Origin of the sequence: Nitrosomonas sp., assembly GCA_016703745.1 — a bacterium.
Classification (GTDB): Bacteria; Pseudomonadota; Gammaproteobacteria; order Burkholderiales; family Nitrosomonadaceae; genus Nitrosomonas.
On the sequence record JADJBK010000006.1, the window covers coordinates 2,379,347 to 2,399,374 of the forward strand.

General features: G+C 47.1%; 15 protein-coding genes, 1 tRNA gene, 2 rRNA genes and 1 pseudogene. 11 read left to right on the forward strand and 8 right to left on the reverse strand.

Going from position 1 to position 20,028, the window contains the following annotated elements; genetic code table 11:
* The first annotated feature begins 126 nt into the window (after positions 1 to 126).
* Together IPG31_12520 and rrf are read left to right on the forward strand one after the other, a co-directional pair.
* Positions 127 to 3,142: ribosomal RNA gene (locus IPG31_12520) — 23S ribosomal RNA — on the forward strand.
* A gap of 54 nt (positions 3,143 to 3,196) precedes the next feature.
* A 5S ribosomal RNA gene (rrf, locus tag IPG31_12525) occupies positions 3,197 to 3,309 on the forward strand.
* Positions 3,310 to 3,492: 183 nt separating this feature from the next.
* Here rrf and IPG31_12530 read toward each other — a convergent pair.
* The 4 genes and pseudogenes from IPG31_12530 to IPG31_12545 all read right to left on the reverse strand — a co-directional run bounded on the left by IPG31_12530 (position 3,493) and on the right by IPG31_12545 (position 6,763).
* Complete coding sequence (locus IPG31_12530; GenBank protein ID MBK6619129.1) at positions 3,493 to 3,654, reverse strand: IS3 family transposase; 162 nt, start codon at positions 3,652 to 3,654, stop codon at positions 3,493 to 3,495.
* Positions 3,655 to 3,939: 285 nt separating this feature from the next.
* Positions 3,940 to 4,089 (reverse strand): annotated as a pseudogene (locus IPG31_12535) (ATP-binding protein).
* A gap of 210 nt (positions 4,090 to 4,299) precedes the next feature.
* A complete protein-coding gene (locus IPG31_12540) occupies positions 4,300 to 5,313 on the reverse strand; it encodes a metal-dependent hydrolase (GenBank protein ID MBK6619130.1) in 1,014 nt (337 codons plus the stop codon).
* Positions 5,314 to 5,344: 31 nt separating this feature from the next.
* Positions 5,345 to 6,763, reverse strand: a complete 1,419-nt coding sequence (locus tag IPG31_12545) for a homospermidine synthase (GenBank protein MBK6619131.1) — start codon at positions 6,761 to 6,763, stop codon at positions 5,345 to 5,347.
* Positions 6,764 to 7,015: 252 nt separating this feature from the next.
* Between IPG31_12545 and IPG31_12550 the strand changes: the two genes are divergently transcribed.
* From IPG31_12550 to IPG31_12560, 3 genes are all read left to right on the forward strand, one after another.
* A complete protein-coding gene (locus IPG31_12550) occupies positions 7,016 to 7,213 on the forward strand; it encodes a DUF3460 family protein (protein ID MBK6619132.1) in 198 nt (65 codons plus the stop codon).
* A 105-nt stretch (positions 7,214 to 7,318) separates the two neighbouring features.
* Positions 7,319 to 8,596, forward strand: a complete 1,278-nt coding sequence (locus IPG31_12555) for an HlyC/CorC family transporter (GenBank protein MBK6619133.1) — start codon at positions 7,319 to 7,321, stop codon at positions 8,594 to 8,596.
* A 79-nt stretch (positions 8,597 to 8,675) separates the two neighbouring features.
* Positions 8,676 to 8,751, forward strand: a tRNA-Arg gene (locus IPG31_12560).
* Between the two features lie 17 nt (positions 8,752 to 8,768).
* On the opposite strand, the gene IPG31_12565 is transcribed toward IPG31_12560, so the two are convergent.
* Genes IPG31_12565 through IPG31_12575 form a run of 3 tightly spaced genes read right to left on the reverse strand, consistent with a single transcriptional unit; the run spans position 8,769 to position 10,231 of the window.
* Positions 8,769 to 9,245, reverse strand: coding sequence for a cytochrome c (locus IPG31_12565; GenBank protein ID MBK6619134.1), 477 nt, complete (start codon positions 9,243 to 9,245; stop codon positions 8,769 to 8,771).
* Positions 9,246 to 9,779, reverse strand: coding sequence for a DUF411 domain-containing protein (locus IPG31_12570; protein MBK6619135.1), 534 nt, complete (start codon positions 9,777 to 9,779; stop codon positions 9,246 to 9,248).
* Complete coding sequence (locus tag IPG31_12575) at positions 9,776 to 10,231, reverse strand: cupredoxin family protein (GenBank protein ID MBK6619136.1); 456 nt, start codon at positions 10,229 to 10,231, stop codon at positions 9,776 to 9,778. Before IPG31_12575 ends, IPG31_12570 begins: the two co-directional genes overlap by 4 nt.
* A 159-nt stretch (positions 10,232 to 10,390) precedes the next feature.
* Here IPG31_12575 and ttcA point away from each other — a divergent pair, with 159 nt between their 5' ends.
* Positions 10,391 to 11,272 (forward strand): tRNA 2-thiocytidine(32) synthetase TtcA, encoded by an 882-nt coding sequence (gene ttcA, locus IPG31_12580; protein ID MBK6619137.1) that lies wholly within the window; start codon positions 10,391 to 10,393, stop codon positions 11,270 to 11,272.
* Between the two features lie 45 nt (positions 11,273 to 11,317).
* Here the strand turns inward: ttcA and IPG31_12585 are convergent, their stop codons facing one another.
* Complete coding sequence (locus tag IPG31_12585) at positions 11,318 to 11,854, reverse strand: tyrosine-protein phosphatase (GenBank protein MBK6619138.1); 537 nt, start codon at positions 11,852 to 11,854, stop codon at positions 11,318 to 11,320.
* 75 nt (positions 11,855 to 11,929) lie between these two features.
* Between IPG31_12585 and IPG31_12590 the strand changes: the two genes are divergently transcribed.
* From IPG31_12590 to IPG31_12610, 5 genes are all read left to right on the forward strand, one after another.
* Positions 11,930 to 14,647, forward strand: coding sequence for a cation-transporting P-type ATPase (locus tag IPG31_12590; protein MBK6619139.1), 2,718 nt, complete (start codon positions 11,930 to 11,932; stop codon positions 14,645 to 14,647).
* Positions 14,648 to 14,689: 42 nt separating this feature from the next.
* Positions 14,690 to 15,766, forward strand: coding sequence for a bifunctional diaminohydroxyphosphoribosylaminopyrimidine deaminase/5-amino-6-(5-phosphoribosylamino)uracil reductase RibD (gene ribD, locus IPG31_12595; GenBank protein ID MBK6619140.1), 1,077 nt, complete (start codon positions 14,690 to 14,692; stop codon positions 15,764 to 15,766).
* 114 nt (positions 15,767 to 15,880) lie between these two features.
* Positions 15,881 to 17,098 (forward strand): glycosyltransferase, exosortase A system-associated, encoded by a 1,218-nt coding sequence (locus tag IPG31_12600; GenBank protein ID MBK6619141.1) that lies wholly within the window; start codon positions 15,881 to 15,883, stop codon positions 17,096 to 17,098.
* 32 nt (positions 17,099 to 17,130) lie between these two features.
* Positions 17,131 to 18,282, forward strand: a complete 1,152-nt coding sequence (locus IPG31_12605) for a glycosyltransferase family 4 protein (protein MBK6619142.1) — start codon at positions 17,131 to 17,133, stop codon at positions 18,280 to 18,282.
* Between the two features lie 192 nt (positions 18,283 to 18,474).
* A complete protein-coding gene (locus IPG31_12610) occupies positions 18,475 to 19,842 on the forward strand; it encodes a phenylacetate--CoA ligase family protein (protein MBK6619143.1) in 1,368 nt (455 codons plus the stop codon).
* Positions 19,843 to 20,028 lie beyond the last annotated feature (186 nt).

Consider the following 20,028-nt stretch of genomic DNA (forward strand, 5'->3'; position numbering starts at 1 on the left):
CTGGTAGCGTTCTTTAAAAAATAGAAAGTAATTTGGGTTCGATTGTATTCTAATATGAATATTTATATATAGATTATATAAAATTGAATCGTATTATCTAATAATATGGAATTTTCAAGATTATAGGATCAAGCAAATAAGTGCATGTGGTGGATGCCTTGGCGATTACAGGCGATGAAGGACGTGGAAGCCTGCGAAAAGCTTCGGGGAGCTGGCAAACAAGCTTTGATCCGGAGATGTCCGAATGGGAAAACCCACCCGAAAGGGTAACTTCTCTTGAATACATAGAGAGAAAGTGGCTAACCTGGTGAACTGAAACATCTAAGTAACCAGAGGAAAAGAAATCAACCGAGATTCCCGTAGTAGTGGCGAACGAAATGGGATCAGCCTGCAACTTTTAGCATTAAGATTAGCTGAATTTTCTGGAAAGTTAAGCGATATTGGGTGATAGCCCCGTAAGCAAAAATCATAATGTGGAACTAAGGTTGCGATAAGTAGGGCGGGGCACGTGAAACCTTGTCTGAATATGGGGGGACCATCCTCCAAGGCTAAATACTCGTAATCGACCGATAGTGAACCAGTACCGTGAGGGAAAGGCGAAAAGAACCCCGGAAGGGGAGTGAAATAGATCCTGAAACCGCATGCATACAAACAGTGGGAGCCCCTGCTTCAAGCATCTTTTGATTTTTAAAAGGTGTCGCTCAACGATGCTGTTCAATTAAACCAGAAATGGATAAATAAATTGCCATGGTTGGGCGTAATAGTAAATTTTATTCAAATACCTGAAGGGTGTTTGAAGCAGGGGTGACTGCGTACCTTTTGTATAATGGGTCAGCGACTTACATTCAGTAGCAAGCTTAACCATTTAGGGGAAGCGCAGCGAAAGCGAGTCTTAATAGGGCGTTTAGTTGCTGGGTGTAGACCCGAAACCAGATGATCTACTCATGGCCAGGATGAAGCAAAGGTAATACTTTGTGGAGGTCCGAACCCACTAATGTTGAAAAATTAGGGGATGAGCTGTGGGTAGGGGTGAAAGGCTAAACAAATCTGGAAATAGCTGGTTCTCTCCGAAAACTATTTAGGTAGTGCCTCATATATCACCTTTGGGGGTAGAGCACTGTTATGGCTAGGGGATCGTCAAGATTTACCAAACCATGGCAAACTCCGAATACCAAAGAGTGCAAGTATGGGAGACAGACATCGGGTGCTAACGTTCGGTGTCGAAAGGGAAACAACCCAGACCCTCAGCTAAGGTCCCAAAGACACAGTTAAGTGGTAAACGAAGTGGGAAGGCATAGACAGTCAGGAAGTTGGCTTAGAAGCAGCCATCCTTTAAAGAAAGCGTAATAGCTCACTGATCGAGTCGTCCTGCGCGGAAGATGTAACGGGGCTAAACTGTGCACCGAAGCTAGGGATTTGCAAGTAATTGCAGATGGTAGGAGAGCGTTCCGTAGGCCTGCGAAGGTGATCTGTGAAGATTGCTGGAGGTATCGGAAGTGCGAATGCTGACATGAGTAGCGATAAAGGAAGTGAAAGGCTTCCTCGCCGAAAACCCAAGGTTTCCTGTGCAACGTTCATCGACGCAGGGTGAGTCGGCCCCTAAGGTAAGGCAGAAATGCGTAGCTGATGGGAAGCTGGTTAATATTCCAGCACCTTTATTTAATGCGATGTGGGGACGAAGAAGGCTAGCTTATCCGGGTGTTGGATGTCCCGGTTGAAGCGTGTAGACGTGCTGCCTAGGCAAATCCGGGCGGCTAAGTTGAGGCGTGATAACGAAACTCATTCGTGAGCCAAGTAAGTGATGCCCTGCTTCCAGGAAAAGCCACTAAGCTTCAGTTAAATAAAGACCGTACCGCAAACCGACACAGGTGGGTGAGATGAGAATTCTAAGGCGCTTGAGAGAACTCGGGAGAAGGAACTCGGCAAATTGACACCGTAACTTCGGGAGAAGGTGTGCCTCTAGTATGTGTAGCATCTTGCATGCGAAGCAGAAAAAGGTTGCAATAAAAAGGTGGCTGCGACTGTTTAATAAAAACACAGCACTCTGCAAACACGAAAGTGGACGTATAGAGTGTGACGCCTGCCCGGTGCCGGAAGGTTAAGTGATGGGGTGCAAGCTCTTGATCGAAGCCCCGGTAAACGGCGGCCGTAACTATAACGGTCCTAAGGTAGCGAAATTCCTTGTCGGGTAAGTTCCGACCTGCACGAATGGCGTAACGATGGCCACACTGTCTCCTCCCGGGACTCAGCGAAGTTGAAATGTTTGTGAAGATGCAATCTACCCGCGGCTAGACGGAAAGACCCCGTGCACCTTTACTGTAGCTTTACATTGGATTTTGATCATGTTTGTGTAGGATAGGTGGGAGGCTATGAAATATGCTCGCCAGAGTGTATGGAGCCATCCTTGAAATACCACCCTAGCATTATCGAAATTCTAACCTAGGTCCATTATCTGGATCAGGGACCGTGTATGGTAGGCAGTTTGACTGGGGCGGTCTCCTCCCAAAGAGTAACGGAGGAGTACGAAGGTACGCTAGGTACGGTCGGAAATCGTGCTGATAGTGCAATGGCATAAGCGTGCTTGACTGCGAGACTGACAAGTCGAGCAGGTGCGAAAGCAGGTCATAGTGATCCGGTGGTTCTGTATGGAAGGGCCATCGCTCAACGGATAAAAGGTACGCCGGGGATAACAGGCTGATTCCTCCCAAGAGTTCATATCGACGGGGGAGTTTGGCACCTCGATGTCGGCTCATCACATCCTGGGGCTGAAGCCGGTCCCAAGGGTATGGCTGTTCGCCATTTAAAGTGGTACGTGAGCTGGGTTTAAAACGTCGTGAGACAGTTTGGTCCCTATCTGCCGTGGGCGTTGGAAGTTTGAGTGGGGCTGCTCCTAGTACGAGAGGACCGGAGTGGACGCACCTCTGGTGTACCGGTTGTCACGCCAGTGGCATCGCCGGGTAGCTATGTGCGGAAGAGATAACCGCTGAAAGCATCTAAGCGGGAAACTTGCCACAAGATTAGACTTCCCGGGAGTATAACTCCCCTAAAGGTTCGTTGGAGACTACAACGTTGATAGGTCGAATGTGGAAGCACAGTAATGTGTTGAGCTAATCGATACTAATTGACCGTGAGGCTTGATCCTATAATCTTGAGAATTCAAATTACTTTACTAATTTATATGTAGTTACAGTTTTTGCTTGGCGGCCATAGCGCTTTGGAACCACCTTTTCCCATCCCGAACAGAGAAGTGAAACGAAGCAGCGCCGATGATAGTGTGTATACGCATGTGAAAGTAGGACACCGCCAAGCACCCTAAATGATTAAGCATCCAAAATTTATAATTTTGGATGCTTTTTTTGTTTGCCCGGAGATGGAACTAAGCTGTGTGAGGGTGACCGAGCGTGGAACATAAACCGCGAGCCGATGAATAAGAGCCGGATAAACGACACTACCGAGCAGTGCAGTGATGTCAACACTTTTCTGGACACAAAGTTAAGCGGTATTTTGCTGCAATTCGAAGTCAACGGGTGATATATATCCATTAGCTGAATGCAATCGCTCCCGGTTGTAAAACACTTCGATATATTCAAACACAGCCTGTTTAGCTTCTTCTCGGGAATGAAACGTTTGATGATGGATTAATTCGGTTTTTATAAGGCATGGAAGAAGCTTTCCGACACGGCGTTGACGCTCCTATGTCAAGTAATTGTGGCTGCGTCTGACAAGTCAGCAAGAATAATCAGATACAGCTCACGAACTATATAACGCTTCAGGCAACGTTGAATTTCTTTATTTAACATTCCTTGTTCTGTACGACGCATTACATAGGCTTGAGTTCTAGGCTCACTGCGCATGCGCACCATTGCGATAGTGTCTCGCGTCAATTATCTTGGCCGCTTTGACGACAATTATGATGGCCGGTTGAGCTTATTAGCTACTTCATGATTTTTTCTGGTTTTTCCTCCTATAACTTTCACTGTCGATTTCGATGATGGTTGCGTGATGGATGATCCGGTCGATGGCGGCAACAGTCATCATGGTGTCGGGGAAGATTTGATCCCACTGGCTAAAAGGCTGGTTTGAAGTAATGTGACCTTGTCAAGTAAAACCGGACACCTCAGTTAAGCTGCTTTTATCGATTTTTCTGCTTCTGCTTCATAGCGGGTTTGGTAATGCCGCCATTGGCAACGTTCCTGCTTGAGGCTGCCAAAGAAGCTTTCCGCAACTGCATTATTTAAAATGGTGGCCAGTTTTTGAGTGACTGCCGTTTAGAATGTTTGTTTTTCAGGGGTTCCTTAACTAAAAAGCGGGTTGTTTACTTCCCATCAATAAGGCGATGAATTTCTCGCGCAGCGTCTTTGACATGCTGCGGAACACACGAAACTGTGCATGCTGATCCGGCTGCGCCAGATCCATTTCGATAGCCCAGAGCGGTGCAATGCTATTTGGCAAGCTGGAATAACGGATGTCTACCAGCAAATCTTGCGTTCCTGGCTGCAAAGCCAAAAATCCGTCCGAAAAGATGCCGAAACGGTCAATATCACCAGCGAGCACCGATTCCAAGGAATGACGATCAAGATAATCAGTTTTGATGAATTTCTCAACTGACTCACCCGGGTAAAAGGTGGGTCTTGAGAATAATCCCGTTCGCACTGCATCCACATAGAACCGGCCGTCATACTCATAAATTGAGCGCCATAGCAATAAATTTCCCAGCGTTGGTTTGACTAATAATCGCTCAATCTCGTGCTGACGCGACTGAGCAATGGTCAATGCGGTCAGCTCTGCTCGCTGCAACTGGGTGTAGCCAATTAGCAGATAGACGCAGGCGATGATTAAACCAAAAATAGCGTGAGTCGCCGTTCTGTTTCGGTATGTGATAAAAATCGCTGCCAGCAGAATGAGTGTAAAAATTGGATCAATTACAGAAATAATATTCAAGGCCATCCGGGTTTCAATAAGTGGCCATAAAAGATGGGTGCCATAGCTCGTTAAGGCGTCTAATACGCCGCTTAAGCTGTACCCTAGCAGACAGAAGAAATATAACCGGAAAAATACCAGGCGTTTGCGCAGAAAAGGCCACAACAAAACGGCCGCAATTAGTGCGCCAAAAGGTATGAAAAACAATGAGTGTGTGAAATGACGGTGAAACTCGATTGTCAGTAATGGATCCTGATCAGATTGAATCAGAATATCTGCATCAGCGACCATGCCGGCAAAAAAACCGATTCCCGTTGCCAAACGGATTTCGTGTTTTTGTGCGCGGGTAACGGCGAGATTTGCGCCCAGCAAGCCCTGTGTGAGAAGATCCATGTTGTTTATGAGAGACCTGAGAGTATTAAATTTAAACGACTCGGAAGTTTTTGAACTGCCATGGGTCGGTTGTATCCAAGTGAGCATCATACAAAGCCAGATTATTTCGCAATGGAGTCCAGTTGCTATACTGCCCTGTTATATCGCCAAGATAGGGCGAAGCTATTTGTAGAACACGTTTAAAATCCATTTCTTCCGGTTCGACGATACCTGCTTGTGGATTCTCGATTGCCCATACCATTCCACCGAGCACTCCGGCGGCCACTTGCAGGCTGGTGGCGTTATTGTAGGGCGCAAGATCCCGTGCTTCCTCGATCGATAAAATTGATCCATACCAGTATAGTCCCTTGGCGTGCCCCATCAATGCCATTCCCAGAGCATCGGAACCGGAATCAATGTCATTCATCAGCAGGCGTTTGGTCTCCTGTTGCTTGAAATTCCGGCCACTCAGCTCGTGAATAGACAGAACGGTTGCATCAGATGGATGATACGCATAATAGACGGTGGGGCGGTATTCAAGTTCTTCGTTGGTCTTGACGGTTAAGTAGTCAGCAATGGCAATCGACTCGGCATGCGTTATTAGAAATCCTTGATAGGCGCCAGTCAGCGGATTCCATCCTCTGACTGAAGTACGTGTTCCTGGGCGACGTAGATAAATGGCGGCATCGCAACCATAATCATGATGGCTGGCATCAAGCGGTTCAGTTTTTTCATGGCTGCCCCAACCCAGTTCGGCGGGTTGCAGTCCTTCGCCAATGAAACCATCGATTGACCAAGTATTGACGAATTCGTTGACCCGCTTGAATGGTTTGGCAGTTTGTGTGTCACGCTCCGCACACTGGATGACTTTAATGCTCAGTTTCTGTGCGAGTGCTGCCCATGATTCGCGTGTTTGTGGCAGGACAAAGTCAATGCCGGTATCACGGGCAATATTTACCAATGCCTGTTTGGTAAAGTGAGAAACCAATCCAGGGTTGGCGCCATGACAAAGTACCGCTGTGGGTCCGCTGCCGAGCCGTTCACGCAGATTTAGCGATTGCTCGCGCGCATTATAATTGGAGCGAGCCGATAGCGACAGGGTGGTGTCGGTGTAGCCACCTTGCCAAGGTTCGAGGCAGGCATCCAGATAAAGGAGGTTGCGCTGATGACAATACTCGATCAGCGCCAAACTGGAGACATTGACGGATAAATTGAGCAGATAATCTCCTGGAGCCAGATTCTCATCCAGAATCTGTTGAAAATTTTGTGGCGTAAGCGGGCAAACCGTAAACGAGACATGTGCTTTCTCGGCTTGGATCTGCCCCTCTGTATCAGCTGTAATAATACGGATTTGTGCGGGCGATATGTCTATATGCCGGAGAATCAGAGGTAACACACCCTGTCCAACGCATCCAAATCCGATAAAAATAATCTTGTTCTCAAATTTTACAAATTTTTTATAATTTCCCATGTGAAGCTATCTCCTATGAAACAATTTTGTAGCTAATCTATAATAGTGCAGCTGGATTCGATACCGGCAGGACTCTTTTTGTATAAATACAAATATAAGTGAGACAGGAGCACGATATGATCGGTCGAGAACGAGTGGCGACATGATCAGCAGCATTAGCATTAAGTTAATTTAATGATTTTAAATGAGAATAAATTATATTCCTCAGCCCTTCAGATTGATATTATTAACTTTTTGAGTAAATTGAACAGTATGGAACTCTACGAATCCGAGCACACCAAGTTTATGCGTGAGCTTTTTGCAAAGCATCCTGAGTGGATAGAAAAACAGAAAGAAGCACGCGCACTCTGGTGGGACAAAAAGGTTGACCAGAAAGCACAGCAGGCACTTAAGGAGGCTAAAGTGGCGCCCAGGAGCTACGCCTATTTTGACTGGTTTGAAAAAGATTAAAGTTTAGAAATATCATATTTTCTACCGTTTATTTATTCGAATGGCCTATAAAATGCCATTGGGGGTAGTTTGTCTTTACCGTAAGGATAGTAGGTGCCAGAAGATATTCCTGTCTACCTTCTGCTGATCATCTTGGCGCTACTGCTGCTGTTGTCTGGTTTTTTTTCTTTATCGGAAACCAGCATGATGGCGATTAATCGCTATCGTCTCAGGCATCTTGCCAAACAGGGTCATCGTGGGGCGGAACTAACAGTCAGATTGTTGCAGGATACCGACAAGTTGCTGGGTGTCATTCTACTGGGCAATAATCTGTTAAATACTGCGGCAGCTACGCTGGTTGCCGTAATTGTTACTTTTTTTTTCGCTCACAGTGAGCTGGCGTTGTTGCTGGGCAGTGTAGCCGTAACATTGGCTATCCTGATTTTTAGTGAGATTACGCCAAAAGTGATCGCTGCCGCTTACCCCGAGCGTATTGCGCTGACGGTTAGTTACATTCTGACACCATTACTCAAGCTTTTTTCTCCCGTTGTCTGGTTTATCAATCTGTTTGTGCAGGCGTTGTTAGTCGTGCTACGTCTGAATCCTTCGCAGCAGGTAGCTCACCAGCTTAGTATGGAAGAACTTAAGACTTTGGTGCTGGAAGCCGGGCACTTTATTCAGAAAAAACATCAGAGCGTACTGGCCAACCTGATTGATCTGGAATCGATCACAGTTGATGATGTCATGGTGCCTCGAAACCAGATTGAGGCGATTGATCTGGAAGCAGATGAAGCTGCAATCAAAAACCAGCTACTGACCTGTCACCATACAAGATTTCCTTTGTACCGCAAACATTTTGATAATGTGGTGGGTATTGTGCATGCCCGTAAGATACTGAATCAGCTCAAGGAAGAAGAAATCAGCGCTTCGATGCTAGAGGCGGTTATGCAGAAACCTTATTTTATTCCCTCCGGTACCCCTCTTTTTTCCCAGTTGCAGCTGTTTCAGGAAAATAATCGCCGTATTGGTCTGGTAGTCGATGAGTATGGGGAATGGTTGGGACTGGTAACACTCGAAGATATTCTTGAAGAAGTTATTGGTGAATTCACTACTCATGCACCCACGCAAACCGGTACATGCAAACGGGAAGCAGATGGGAGTATAATTGCCGAGGGCGGGGCACTGTTACGCGAATTAAATCGTAAGTTGGGCTTGCAACTGCCACTTGACGGACCCAAAACCCTGAATGGGCTGATTCTTGAATATTTTCAAGATATTCCAGAAACGGGAACAGGATTGAAGATTGAAGGTTGCCGAATGGAAGTTTTGCAAACAAACAATCAAGGTGTTAAAACGGTAAGGATTTATCCAGATCAGCCAATCCCACAGGGAAAATCAGAATAGGCTGCCTCAAGTAACCGACGAGCAGTTGGCGCTGTTTGAGAGGCATCCTGAATCGGGTTCGTATTTGTATCTTTTTGTAGCGCCCATAGCTCAGTGGATAGAGTACCGCCCTCCGAAGGCGGTGGTCACACGTTCGAATCGTGTTGGGCGCGCCATAAAAACCACCAGCCAGTCAGCGATTCTCGATTCTGGTATACCATCCGTGATAAATTTCATCCGGCCATAACGATTTGATCCATACCAGAATATCGTCAATTTCCTGATCCTGAAGAATTCCCTCCCATCCTGGCATACGCCCTTCCCCGGGTGGGCCTCCATTAAGAATAAAATGCTTCAACTCATCGGTGGAGTGGTGCCATTCGTGAGCGGTGCCATTCAGCGGCGGTGGTGGATATCTGCCGTTATCAAGCGGTTTGCGCCAGTCTGCTGTTCCCTGCGCATATTCACCATGGCAAACAGCACAATTTTTTTGAAATAGAGTGCGTCCGCGTTCAATCTGGGCAGGATCGAAATTGCGTACCACAGCTTGCTCATGTTGAGAAGTACCCAAAATTTTATCCAGCGCATCGCCTGGGCTGATGACAGTCTCTTTTGAGCACGCCGTCAGACCCAAGAGTAACAATATAGTGAGGAATCTATAAAAAACCATTTATTTCAACCGTAGTATCGATTCTGAAATATCATTCTTCAATGACGGTGTAGCGCTTGAAGATGGTAACGCACCATGCTGGCTGTAAATGGTCGTCGCACTGCGTGTATCTCCTGATTTTTTGATTAGTAGTACGTTATATGGATCAATACGCCCGGTCTCCATACCTGGAGAGCCATGTGGCATATCCGGAACCGTTAGTCCCACAGCGCGGGGTTTTTCCTTGAGCAAACGTTTGATATCTTCCGCCGGTACATGTCCCTCAATAGCATAGCCATCAACCATCGCGGTGTGGCATGAGCCGAGGCTGGGAGCTACGCCAGCCTGTGCACGCATTTTCTGGTTGCCAACATCATGAGTATTGACAGTAAAACCATGTAATTCCAGATGTTCTACCCATTTGGCACAACAGCCACAGGTTGGACTTTTATAGACCTCGACTGTCTGATTGGCGCTAACATAAGCTGGAAAAATGGTCAGAATAACCACCATTAATACGAGCGTTATCAAAATATTTAATTGCTTTGCTTTCATATATCCTCCACAAAAATTTTGCCGCGCATGCCTGTGAAATGCCCCGGGATTGGGCATGCAAAATGAAGTACACCCGCACTGGTAAATTGCCAAATCAGTTCTTTCTGTTCGCCCGGATAGAGGGTGACCTGGTTGGGGTCATTATGTTGCATGCCTGAATGTGATCGCATCATTTTTGCATGTTCCTTGAGATGCTCCAAAGTATCCAGGATAAATTCATGCCTTCTTTTGCCGGAATTGCTGACGATTAACCGGATGGTTTCACCCTGTTTAACGTTTAACTCAGAGGGTTCGAAACGGTACTCGTAAGCTTCGATATTAATTGTGCGTGAAACGTTCACTACGTCACCTGGCCTGCCTATCGTTGCATTGTTATAATCCGGTTTTTCTGCTTGGGCGATCGGAGTAATCAGGAATAGAATTAACATTGCGACACAAGCGTACTTTTTCATATACCCTCCATTCGTTATTTGATAAAAAGTATCTCAATAATGTGCATTATTTCGATAATGAGAGCAATGGAATATTTCTGTGAAATTGCTTTTGTTGTAGTTTTGCCGGTAGTTACCAATTTTTAAATCACTATTTATTCACGTCTGTCAGGAGTCACCATGGTTGTGGAAGTCCTTTCCCGAAAACTGGAATATAACACGAACAAGTTGCGTAAACGCCTGAGGCGCCTTGTAGGGACGGCAATCGCCGATTACAACATGATTGAACATGGTGATCGTGTAATGGTATGTTTGTCCGGAGGAAAAGACAGTTATGCTTTACTGGATATTCTTCGCAACCTGCAGGCACATGCTCCACTGGATTTCGAATTGATCGCGGTTAATCTTGACCAAAAACAACCGGGGTTTCCTGAACGAGTATTGCCAGACTACCTGACTGAAATTGGCATTCCTTTTTACATTGTCGAACAAGACACCTACAGTGTGGTGAAACGCGTGATTGCGGAAGGTAAAACTACCTGCAGTCTCTGTTCCCGCCTGCGCAGAGGGGTGCTCTATCGGGTTGCAGGTGAGCTTGGTGCAACTAAAATTGCACTGGGACATCATCGCGACGATATTTTGGAAACTTTTTTTCTCAATATGTTTTACGGTGGAAAACTGAAAGCGATGCCACCCAAACTGGTCAGTGACGATGGTCAGCATATCGTGATTCGTCCGCTTGCGTATTGCAAGGAAAAAGATCTGGCGACATTTGCTGAAATTACGCAATTCCCGATTATCCCTTGCAACTTGTGCGGTTCCCAACCCAATATGCAACGTCAGGTTATCAAGGAAATGATGCAAAAATGGGACCGGAATTTCCCGGGCAGGCTCGAAACCATGTTTACCGCGTTACAAAATATCCAGCTTTCCCACCTGGCTGATACTCGACGTTATAATTTCTCCCACCTCAAGCCCCACGGTGTCCCGTGTGAGGACGGAGACAAGGCATTTGATGAGGTCATGCCTTGGGTTAATGACACAGCTGCTCCGTTTCCATAAAGAAATTATTCTCTGCAGTGTGCCCATTCCCGACTCTTGACACGATCAGCAATCATCCCGATCCTGGCACCATTTTTGCTTAATGATTTCTGTCATGGCTTCATTCATGCCGGCATCACGACCTTCTTTGAAAGCACGATCCGCCGACATGCCTTCACTAAGCCGGTAAACTACCCACATTGCTCCGGCTCGGTTACCGGTGCTGCAGTGCAGGAGAATCGGCGAGGTTGCTTGCGCGAGGATTGCCTTGAAAGCAGCCAGCTGAGATTCGTCTATCCCTTCCCGCGTGACGGGAATGTTGAAATATTCCATATCGGTTTTTTTGACCGCCAGTTTTTCATTATTCGTACCTTCTTGCTCGGTGCGTAAATCAATAATGGTACGGAAATCATGCTTGACCAATTCTTGAATGGCATTGCTGTCAAGTGCGCCGGAAGTAGCAATATTGGGTGCAACTCGCTGGTAACGCATTATGTTGTTGACTTGAGCAGGATAGGGAACCAGACCTTTGGCAATTGCCCAGTTAGCAATCAACAATATAAACAGGACGAATAACAGGGTAATCTGCTTCAAAAATTTCATCTTGGTCTCCTATAAAGTCTAAACGGGCTAAAATCGTAGCATGAATACCGGGGTAATTGAAAAGAGTCATCAATCATGAAAAACAATGGCTTGAATCCTAACCAGGAAATAACCGCCTGGCATTGTCAGACAAGCGAAATAGCATTGAGTTTGCTGCAAGCCACTTCGCAGGGATTAACACAGCAGGAAGCCGGGATACGCCAGCAACATTATGGCGCCAATTGCTTAAGTCCTCTCAAAACTCGTAGTGCCTGGATGCGTTTTCTATCGCAGTTTCATAATGTGCTGATTTACGTATTATTGGCAGCGGCACTGGTAACGGTTTTCTTGCAACAGTGGGTTGATACAGCAGTGATCATCGGTGTTGTCATAATCAATGCCTTGATTGGCTTCGTTCAGGAAGGCAAAGCAGAGCAGGCGCTGGATGCCATTCGCAGGATGTTGTCGCCTGAAGCAACGGTGCTGCGTGATGGGCATCGTAGACGGATTGCTGCGGAGGAGCTGGTGCCGGGTGATGTGGTCATGCTGCAATCTGGTGATAAGGTACCGGCGGATCTTCGTTTGATTGGTGTTAAAAATCTGCGAATCGAGGAAGCGGCGCTGACAGGAGAATCTGAGGCAGTAGAGAAAAGTACAGCGCCGGTGAAAAAAAACGCGGAGCTGGGTGATCGTTTTTGCATGGCATATTCCGGCACGCTGGTGGCTTATGGCCAGGGAATAGGGGTGGTCGTCGCAACGGGAGACACAACCGAAATCGGTCATGTCAACGCCATGTTGCGACGTGTCGATGTGCTGGAGACGCCTTTGCTGAGACAAATGGCGGTATTCGGCCGCTGGTTGACCGTTGTTATTGTTGTGCTGGCAGCCAGTCTGCTTTTATACGGTTTGCTGCTGCATGACTATACAACGGGTGAGATATTTACTGCTGCGGTTAGTATTGCCGTTGCAGCGATCCCGGAGGGACTGCCCGCCATCATGACTATCACGCTGGCATTGGGAGTGCGATCGATGGCGTGGCGTCATGCAATCATCCGGCGCTTGCCGGCAGTTGAAACGTTAGGCTCGGTTACGATAATCTGCTCGGATAAAACCGGAACGCTAACTCGCAATGAAATGACTGTACAACAAGTGATTACTGCCGATAGCTCATTAGCAGTCAGCGGCATTGGTTATGTGCCACGCGGCGGATTCACGCTACAGGACGAAGATTTTTTTGTGACGGAGTGCCCTGAATTCACTGATCTATTTCGAGTTGCGCTGTTATGCAACGATGCACAGCTCAAAGAGGAGCATGATAACTGGTCGCTTGTAGGCGATCCGACGGAGGGCGCGTTGCTGGCGCTCGCAATGAAGGCTGGGTTTGATCCCGTTTTTGAGCAGGCAACTTGCCCACGTATCGACACCATTCCGTTTGAGTCCGAGCATCGCTTCATGGCAACGTTACATCATGATCACACCGGGCGCGGCTTTATTTACTGGAAAGGCGCGCTTGAAGCGGTATTGACCCGATGCGAGAGTCAACGGACTGCTGCAGGTGATCAACCGCTTGATAAAGATTTCTGGCAAATGGCTATGGACACGGTTGCAGCACAGGGGCAACGGATATTGGCGCTGGCGGTCAAGTACGTTGAAGTAGAGCAGACAGCGCTGATGTTTGAAGATGTCAGTGATGGTTTCGTGCTGCTGGGTCTGGTTGGTATTGTTGATCCTCCACGTGAGGAATCGATTGCTGCGGTAACGGCATGCCGTTCGGCAGGAATACAGGTAAAAATGATCACGGGCGATCACGTGACGACTGCCAAAGCAATTGGGTTGCAACTGGGTATTGGTGATGGACAGGCTGCCTTGACAGGTGGTGAGCTGGATAGGCTTGATGATCAGCAGCTTGCAGAAGCTGTCAGAATTGTTGATGTCTTTGCGCGAGCCAGCCCCGCACACAAACTGCGTTTGGTGGAGGCGATGCAGACCAATGGTGAGATTGTTGCGATGACTGGTGACGGCGTTAATGATGCGCCTGCGTTGCGACGGGCGGATATCGGCGTGGCCATGGGCAGAAAAGGGACTGAAGTTGCCAAGGAAGCAGCAGAGATGGTAATTACTGATGATAATTTTGCATCCATTATCCACGCGGTGGAAGAGGGACGCAGAGTTTACGATAATATTCGCAAAACCATTATCTATACGCTTGCTGTCAGTGGCGGGCAGGCAGCCATGCTGGGGGTCGCCATTTTGCTGGGTGTGGTGCTGCCGATTACGCCGGTACAGATATTGTGGGTCAATATGGTGACAGCGGTAACCTTGTCGATGGCCTTGGCTTTTGAGCAGGCGGAGCCTGCGATCATGCAGCGCCCACCAAGGGATCCCCAAGGTTTTATTCTGGATACTTTTATGCTGTGGCGAGTTGGATTTGTTTCCATATTGCTCACCGTGGGCGCACTGGGACTTTATTACTGGCAGCAGGCTGCAGGAGCGAGTCTCGAAGTGTGCCGCACGACAGCCGTCAACGCGCTTGTCATCGGTGAAATCGGTTATCTCTTTAATTGTCGTTATATGCTGGCGCCTGTGATCAAGTGGCGAGATTTTGTCGGTAATCCTTATGCACTGTTGTTGGTTGCGTTATTACTGATTCTGCAACTCTTATTTACCTACAATGGTTACATGCAGCAATTATTCGCAACGGCCGGTATCAATCTGGCAGCGTGGTCGAAAATTCTGCTGTTCGGTTTGATGCTGTTTCTGATTGTCGAAACTGAGAAATATCTGCTTTGTCATTTCAGAATTGTAAAATGTTGAAACGGGGTTTACTTGTTTTTTAGTGCTGCTGATCATGCGTGGATGACGCAGGCGCTGCGTCTGGCGGAGAATGGGTTGTATACCACCACTCCCAATCCGCGCGTAGGGTGTGTGATCGTTAGGGATGGCCAGATAGTAGGGAGTGGCTGGCACGTGCGTTCAGGAGAGCCGCATGCCGAAATTCATGCGCTACGTGCAGCGGGTTCGCTTGCGAGAGGCGCAACGGTGTATGTGACTCTGGAACCTTGTAGCCATCAGGGGCGCACACCACCTTGTACACGGGCATTGATTGAGGCTGGAGTTAATCGTGTAATGATGGCCATGCTGGATCCCAATGACAGAGTCAATGGCGAGGGTATCAGGCAGCTGCGGGCAGCCGGAATAGCAGTACAGTCCGGATTGCTGGCGGCCGAGGCACGGGCATTGAATATTGGTTTTGTTACCCGCATGCAATTGGGTCGCCCTTGGGTGCGGATGAAGGTTGCCGCTAGTCTCGACGGAAAGACCGCACTGAACAACGGCCAAAGTCAATGGATCACGGGTGAGGCGGCTCGGCTGGATGCACATAAATGGCGTGCGCAATCCTGCGCGATCTTAACCGGGATTGGCTCAATCCTATCGGATAATGCGCAACTGAACGTGCGGCACGTAGAAACTACTCGACAACCGGTGCGAGTGGTGCTTGATACTTGTCTCAGGCTGCCTGTGCAGGCTAAAGTCCTGACCGGGGAGGGGGGGCAGACCTGGGTCTTTACCACCGCCACCGACCAACGAAAAATACAATCCCTGCAACAGGCGGGTATAAAGGTTCTGGTGTTGCCAAGTCAAGCCGGAAAAGTTGATTTGCATGCTGTCATGAACAGCCTTGCCGAGCTCCAAATCAACGAATTATTAATTGAAGCAGGTGCGACATTGAATGGTGCACTCGTGGCAAGTGGCCTGGTGGATGAAATAATTTTATATTTTGCACCTATGCTGTTGGGTGATCAGGCGAGGGGTATACTCGCACTTGGTGAGCTGACCAATTTGTCTGATCACATCGAACTGCAAAATCTCGATTGGCGCCAAGTTGGAAAAGATATGCGTCTGACGGCAACGCTTGTGAAAAAGCTGGTTTAAAAGCTGCAGTTTTCACCTATGTTCCATCAAATGATGCAGTACTATGTTGACTGTATGGTTTTAGTGATTACCGGCAGCTCTTCATAACTTCAATTCTCCCGTAATATTAGACTGATGCGCATTCTGCACGTACTCGATCATTCCCTGCCTCTGCACAGTGGCTATACCTTTCGCACCCTGTCGATATTGAAGGCGCAACGCGCCATGGGATGGGAAACTTTTCATGTGACCGGCGAGAAACAGGCCAGTGGCGAACAACTGGAAGAAACAGTGAATGACTGGACATTCTTTCGTACACCCAAAGGTGGGAGTTACCTGAGTAGATTACCAGTTCTTAATCAAGTAGCGGTAATCAACAGTCTGACACAACGCTTGTTTGAAATCGTTCCCCAAGTTAAGCCGGATATTCTGCATGCCCATTCCCCCTCGTTGAATGGAATCGCCGCACTGCGGGTAGCGCGTAAGCTAAAAATTCCGCTGGTATACGAGGTGCGCGCCTTCTGGGAAGATGCCGCCGTCGATCATGGCACCAGCACAGAATGGGGAATTCGCTATCGCCTGACGCGCGCACTGGAAAATTATGCAATGCATCATGCGGATGCTATTACTACCATATGCGAAGGCTTGCGTGGCGACATCATTTCGCGAAAGATTGCTCCTGAAAAAGTAACGGTGATTCCTAATGCGGTTGATCTGGAAAATTTTGAGATGATCCAGTCCACCGATGGTGAGCTAAGGAATAGTTTGGGATTAACAAACCGGCAGGTTGTCGGTTTCATCGGCTCATTTTACGCATATGAAGGATTAACGGTATTGTTGCAGGCATTGCCATGGATGCTTGCCGATAATCCGGATATTCGCCTGCTGCTGGTGGGTGGTGGGCCACAAGAGGCAGAATTACGGCAACTGGCCAACGAATTGAAGATTGCAGACAAGGTGGTCTTTACCGGACGCGTGCCGCACGAACAAGTGCAGCGCTACTACAGCATTATTGATGTACTGGTTTATCCACGCCTTTCCATGCGCCTGACCGATCTGGTGACTCCCTTGAAACCACTGGAAGCAATGGCTCAAGGAAAACTGCTCGCTGCATCTGATGTGGGCGGTCACCGGGAATTGATTCGTGATGGTCATAATGGGGTGTTATTCAAAACCAACGATCCCCGTTCACTTGCCGAGAAAGTCAATGCACTGCTGCAGGCACCGGCGCGTTGGCCAGCCCTTCGTCAGGCGGGGCGAGAATATGTTGAGACTGAACGTAACTGGGTGCGTAGCGTGGCGGGGTATCGACCGGTTTATCAGGAACTGCTTGGGCTGCAGCAAACAAGCTAAGACTATTTATGGAAGAAAGATTTGCGGCTGCAATGACTGATACGGATGCCACTTCAACTGATAATGTCCTGTTTTCCGGATTGCGCATTGGCCTGGTCGGACCTTTACCCCCCCCCTCCGGAGGGATGGCTAACCAGACCAGACAGTTAGCAGAATTACTAGGCACAACAGGAGCGTTAGTTACGCTCATACAGGTTAATGCACCTTATTCGCCTTTCTGGGTTGGAAAGATAAAAGGGGTTCGCGCATTTTTTCGTTTACTGCCGTATCTGGTGCGTCTTTGGCAGGCATCAAAAACCGTTGATCTGTTTCATGTCATGGCAAATTCAGGCTGGTCATGGCATCTTTATGCTGCACCTGCTATCTGGATTGCATGGTTGAGGTGCAAACCAGTCGTCATTAACTATCGGGGGGGAGAAGCGGCAAACTTCCTGCTCGGATCGTGGACATGGATAAAACCAAGTTTGAAGAGAACTCAGGCAATCATCGTGCCGTCTGGTTTTCTTAAACAAGTTTTTGAAGAGTTTGGTGTTGCAGCCAGAATTGTTCCTAATATCATTAACCTGGAACGATTCAGTTGGCACAGCAGATCCGTGGAAAAAAGTACAGCTCCCCATATTATCGTTACACGGAATCTCGAGCCTATTTACGATGTGGCAACGGCAATTCGTGCTTTTTTTCAGGTAACTTCAAGAATACCCGCTGCTAAGCTGACAATTGCGGGGTCGGGGCCGGAACGGGATTCACTGGAAAAACTCGTTGCCGAACTGGATTTGGTCGATAGGGTAAGATTTACCGGGCGTCTGGAAAATGAAGCTATGGCCGCGCTTTATCAACAGGCCGATCTGATGGTCAATTCCAGCCTGATTGATAATACGCCTAACTCCGTTCTGGAGGCACTGGCCAGCAACGTGCCAGTAGTCAGCACCAATGTTGGCGGGGTGCCTTTTCTGGTCGAGCATGGAAAAAATGCGTTACTGGTACCACCGCAAGATCCCGTGGCAATGGCGAGCGCTATCCTGACTCTTCTGGAAAATCCTGACATGATTCGGCAATTTGGTGAGAATGGGTTGAAACTGGTGCATCAGTACACTTGGCCGCAGGTATATGGCCAGCTTTTTACTGTCTATCAAGACGTGTTAAACAAGCACGTGGCAGATACAGTGACATCGCAACACCGTTAATCCACACAATGAAAAATAGCCATTTTAAATTTTCACCTGATCTTTACAGTCAATGGGTGTCTGGCGTGTTATTTCCATTGCATGAAGTTATCAAGGGACATGCCAGTGTCAGTGTCCGCAAAGCAATGGAGCGCACTCAGTGGTTTTCTTCTTTAGGTTTTACAAAATAAAGATGGATGATAGATAAAAACAATGTTGAACATTAAAAAGAGTTTGTATACCGCCTTAATATCTAAGTTTGTTTTTCCATTGCATGAGTTTGTCAAGAATCATGATTCGGTTCAAATTCGTAACGAAATGGAAAAAACGCAGTGGTGGAGTATAGATGATTTACATTATTTACAATTATCACGTTTGAAAACACTTTTATTGAATGCGCAGCAATCGGTACCGTATTATAGAAATTTATTCAATCAGTTAAGTTTTAATGTTCATGAGGTTGTAACTTTATCCGATTTGGAAAAATTACCTATACTCGATAAACAGACTATTCGCGAACAGATTGGATTCTTGAAAACCGAGAATAAACAAAAATTAATAAGGGCTGCTACAAGTGGTTCCAGTGGAGAACCTCTCGTATTTTATCTTGGCAAAGATCGAATAAGTCATGATGTTGCGGCGAAGTGGCGCGCAACCCGCTGGTGGGGCGTAGATATTGGTGATCCAGAAATTGTAATTTGGGGTTCGCCAATCGAACTGGGTGCGCAAAATTACTTAAGGAATTTGCGTGATAAAATTTTCAGAACGCGACTTTTTCCAACCAAAGTAATGTCTCCTGCAGTTCTTTCAAAGTATCTTGCTGAAATCAGACGAACTCATCCGAAAATATTATTTGGCTATCCGTCTTCCATAGCATTACTAGCACAGTATGCGCAGTCGCAAAATCAAAAAATGAGTGATTTAGGAATAGAAGTCGTTTTTGTAACGGCAGAGCGGCTTTATAACGAACAATCCCGGTTGATAAGTACAGTATTTGGTTGTCCTGTTGCTAATGGTTATGGTGGGAGAGATGCGGGGTTTATTGCGCATGCATGCCCTGAGAAAGGAATGCACATTACTGCTGAAGATATGATTGTTGAAATTGTAGATTCCGATGGAAATATATTGCCAGCAGGACAATCGGGAGAAATCGTAATTACTCATTTTTTTTCCCAGGATTTTCCTTTTATACGTTATCGCACTGGTGATTTTGGTGTTATAGATGATCGGCGGTGTTCTTGTGGTAGAAATCTTCCTTTGCTCAAAGAAATACAGGGACGTAGCAATGATTTCTTGGTTTCTGTCGATGGGGTAAAAATGCATGAAGTTGATTTCACAAGTATTCTTAGAAATCAGCCAGAGATAAAGTTTTTTAAGGTTGTACAGGAAACATTAATGCAAGTTAATATTTACATCGTTAGCAAGCCGGATCTTGACCGATTACTGGTACAACAAATTGAGCAAACCTTCAAAACAAGATTGGGTCAAACTGTGAATATCGTCGTTGATCAGGTTGCGGAGATACCCGCCGAAAAATCGGGTAAATTCCGCTACGTTGTCAGCAAGGTTGCCAGTCAATAATATTTTCAGGTAGTGCTTGTCCGATAGCCCTGTTTCCACCACCAATTTGCCTTCTTAAGCAGCTACGCAAAGTACTTGGATTCAGAACCTCATTTGAGGTATTCTTTGAGTAGGCGGTGTACTATGCCAAAGCACCGTTAGATGTTGCACTTCGAAATTGAATCCGCATTATCAGCAGGGTGGTTC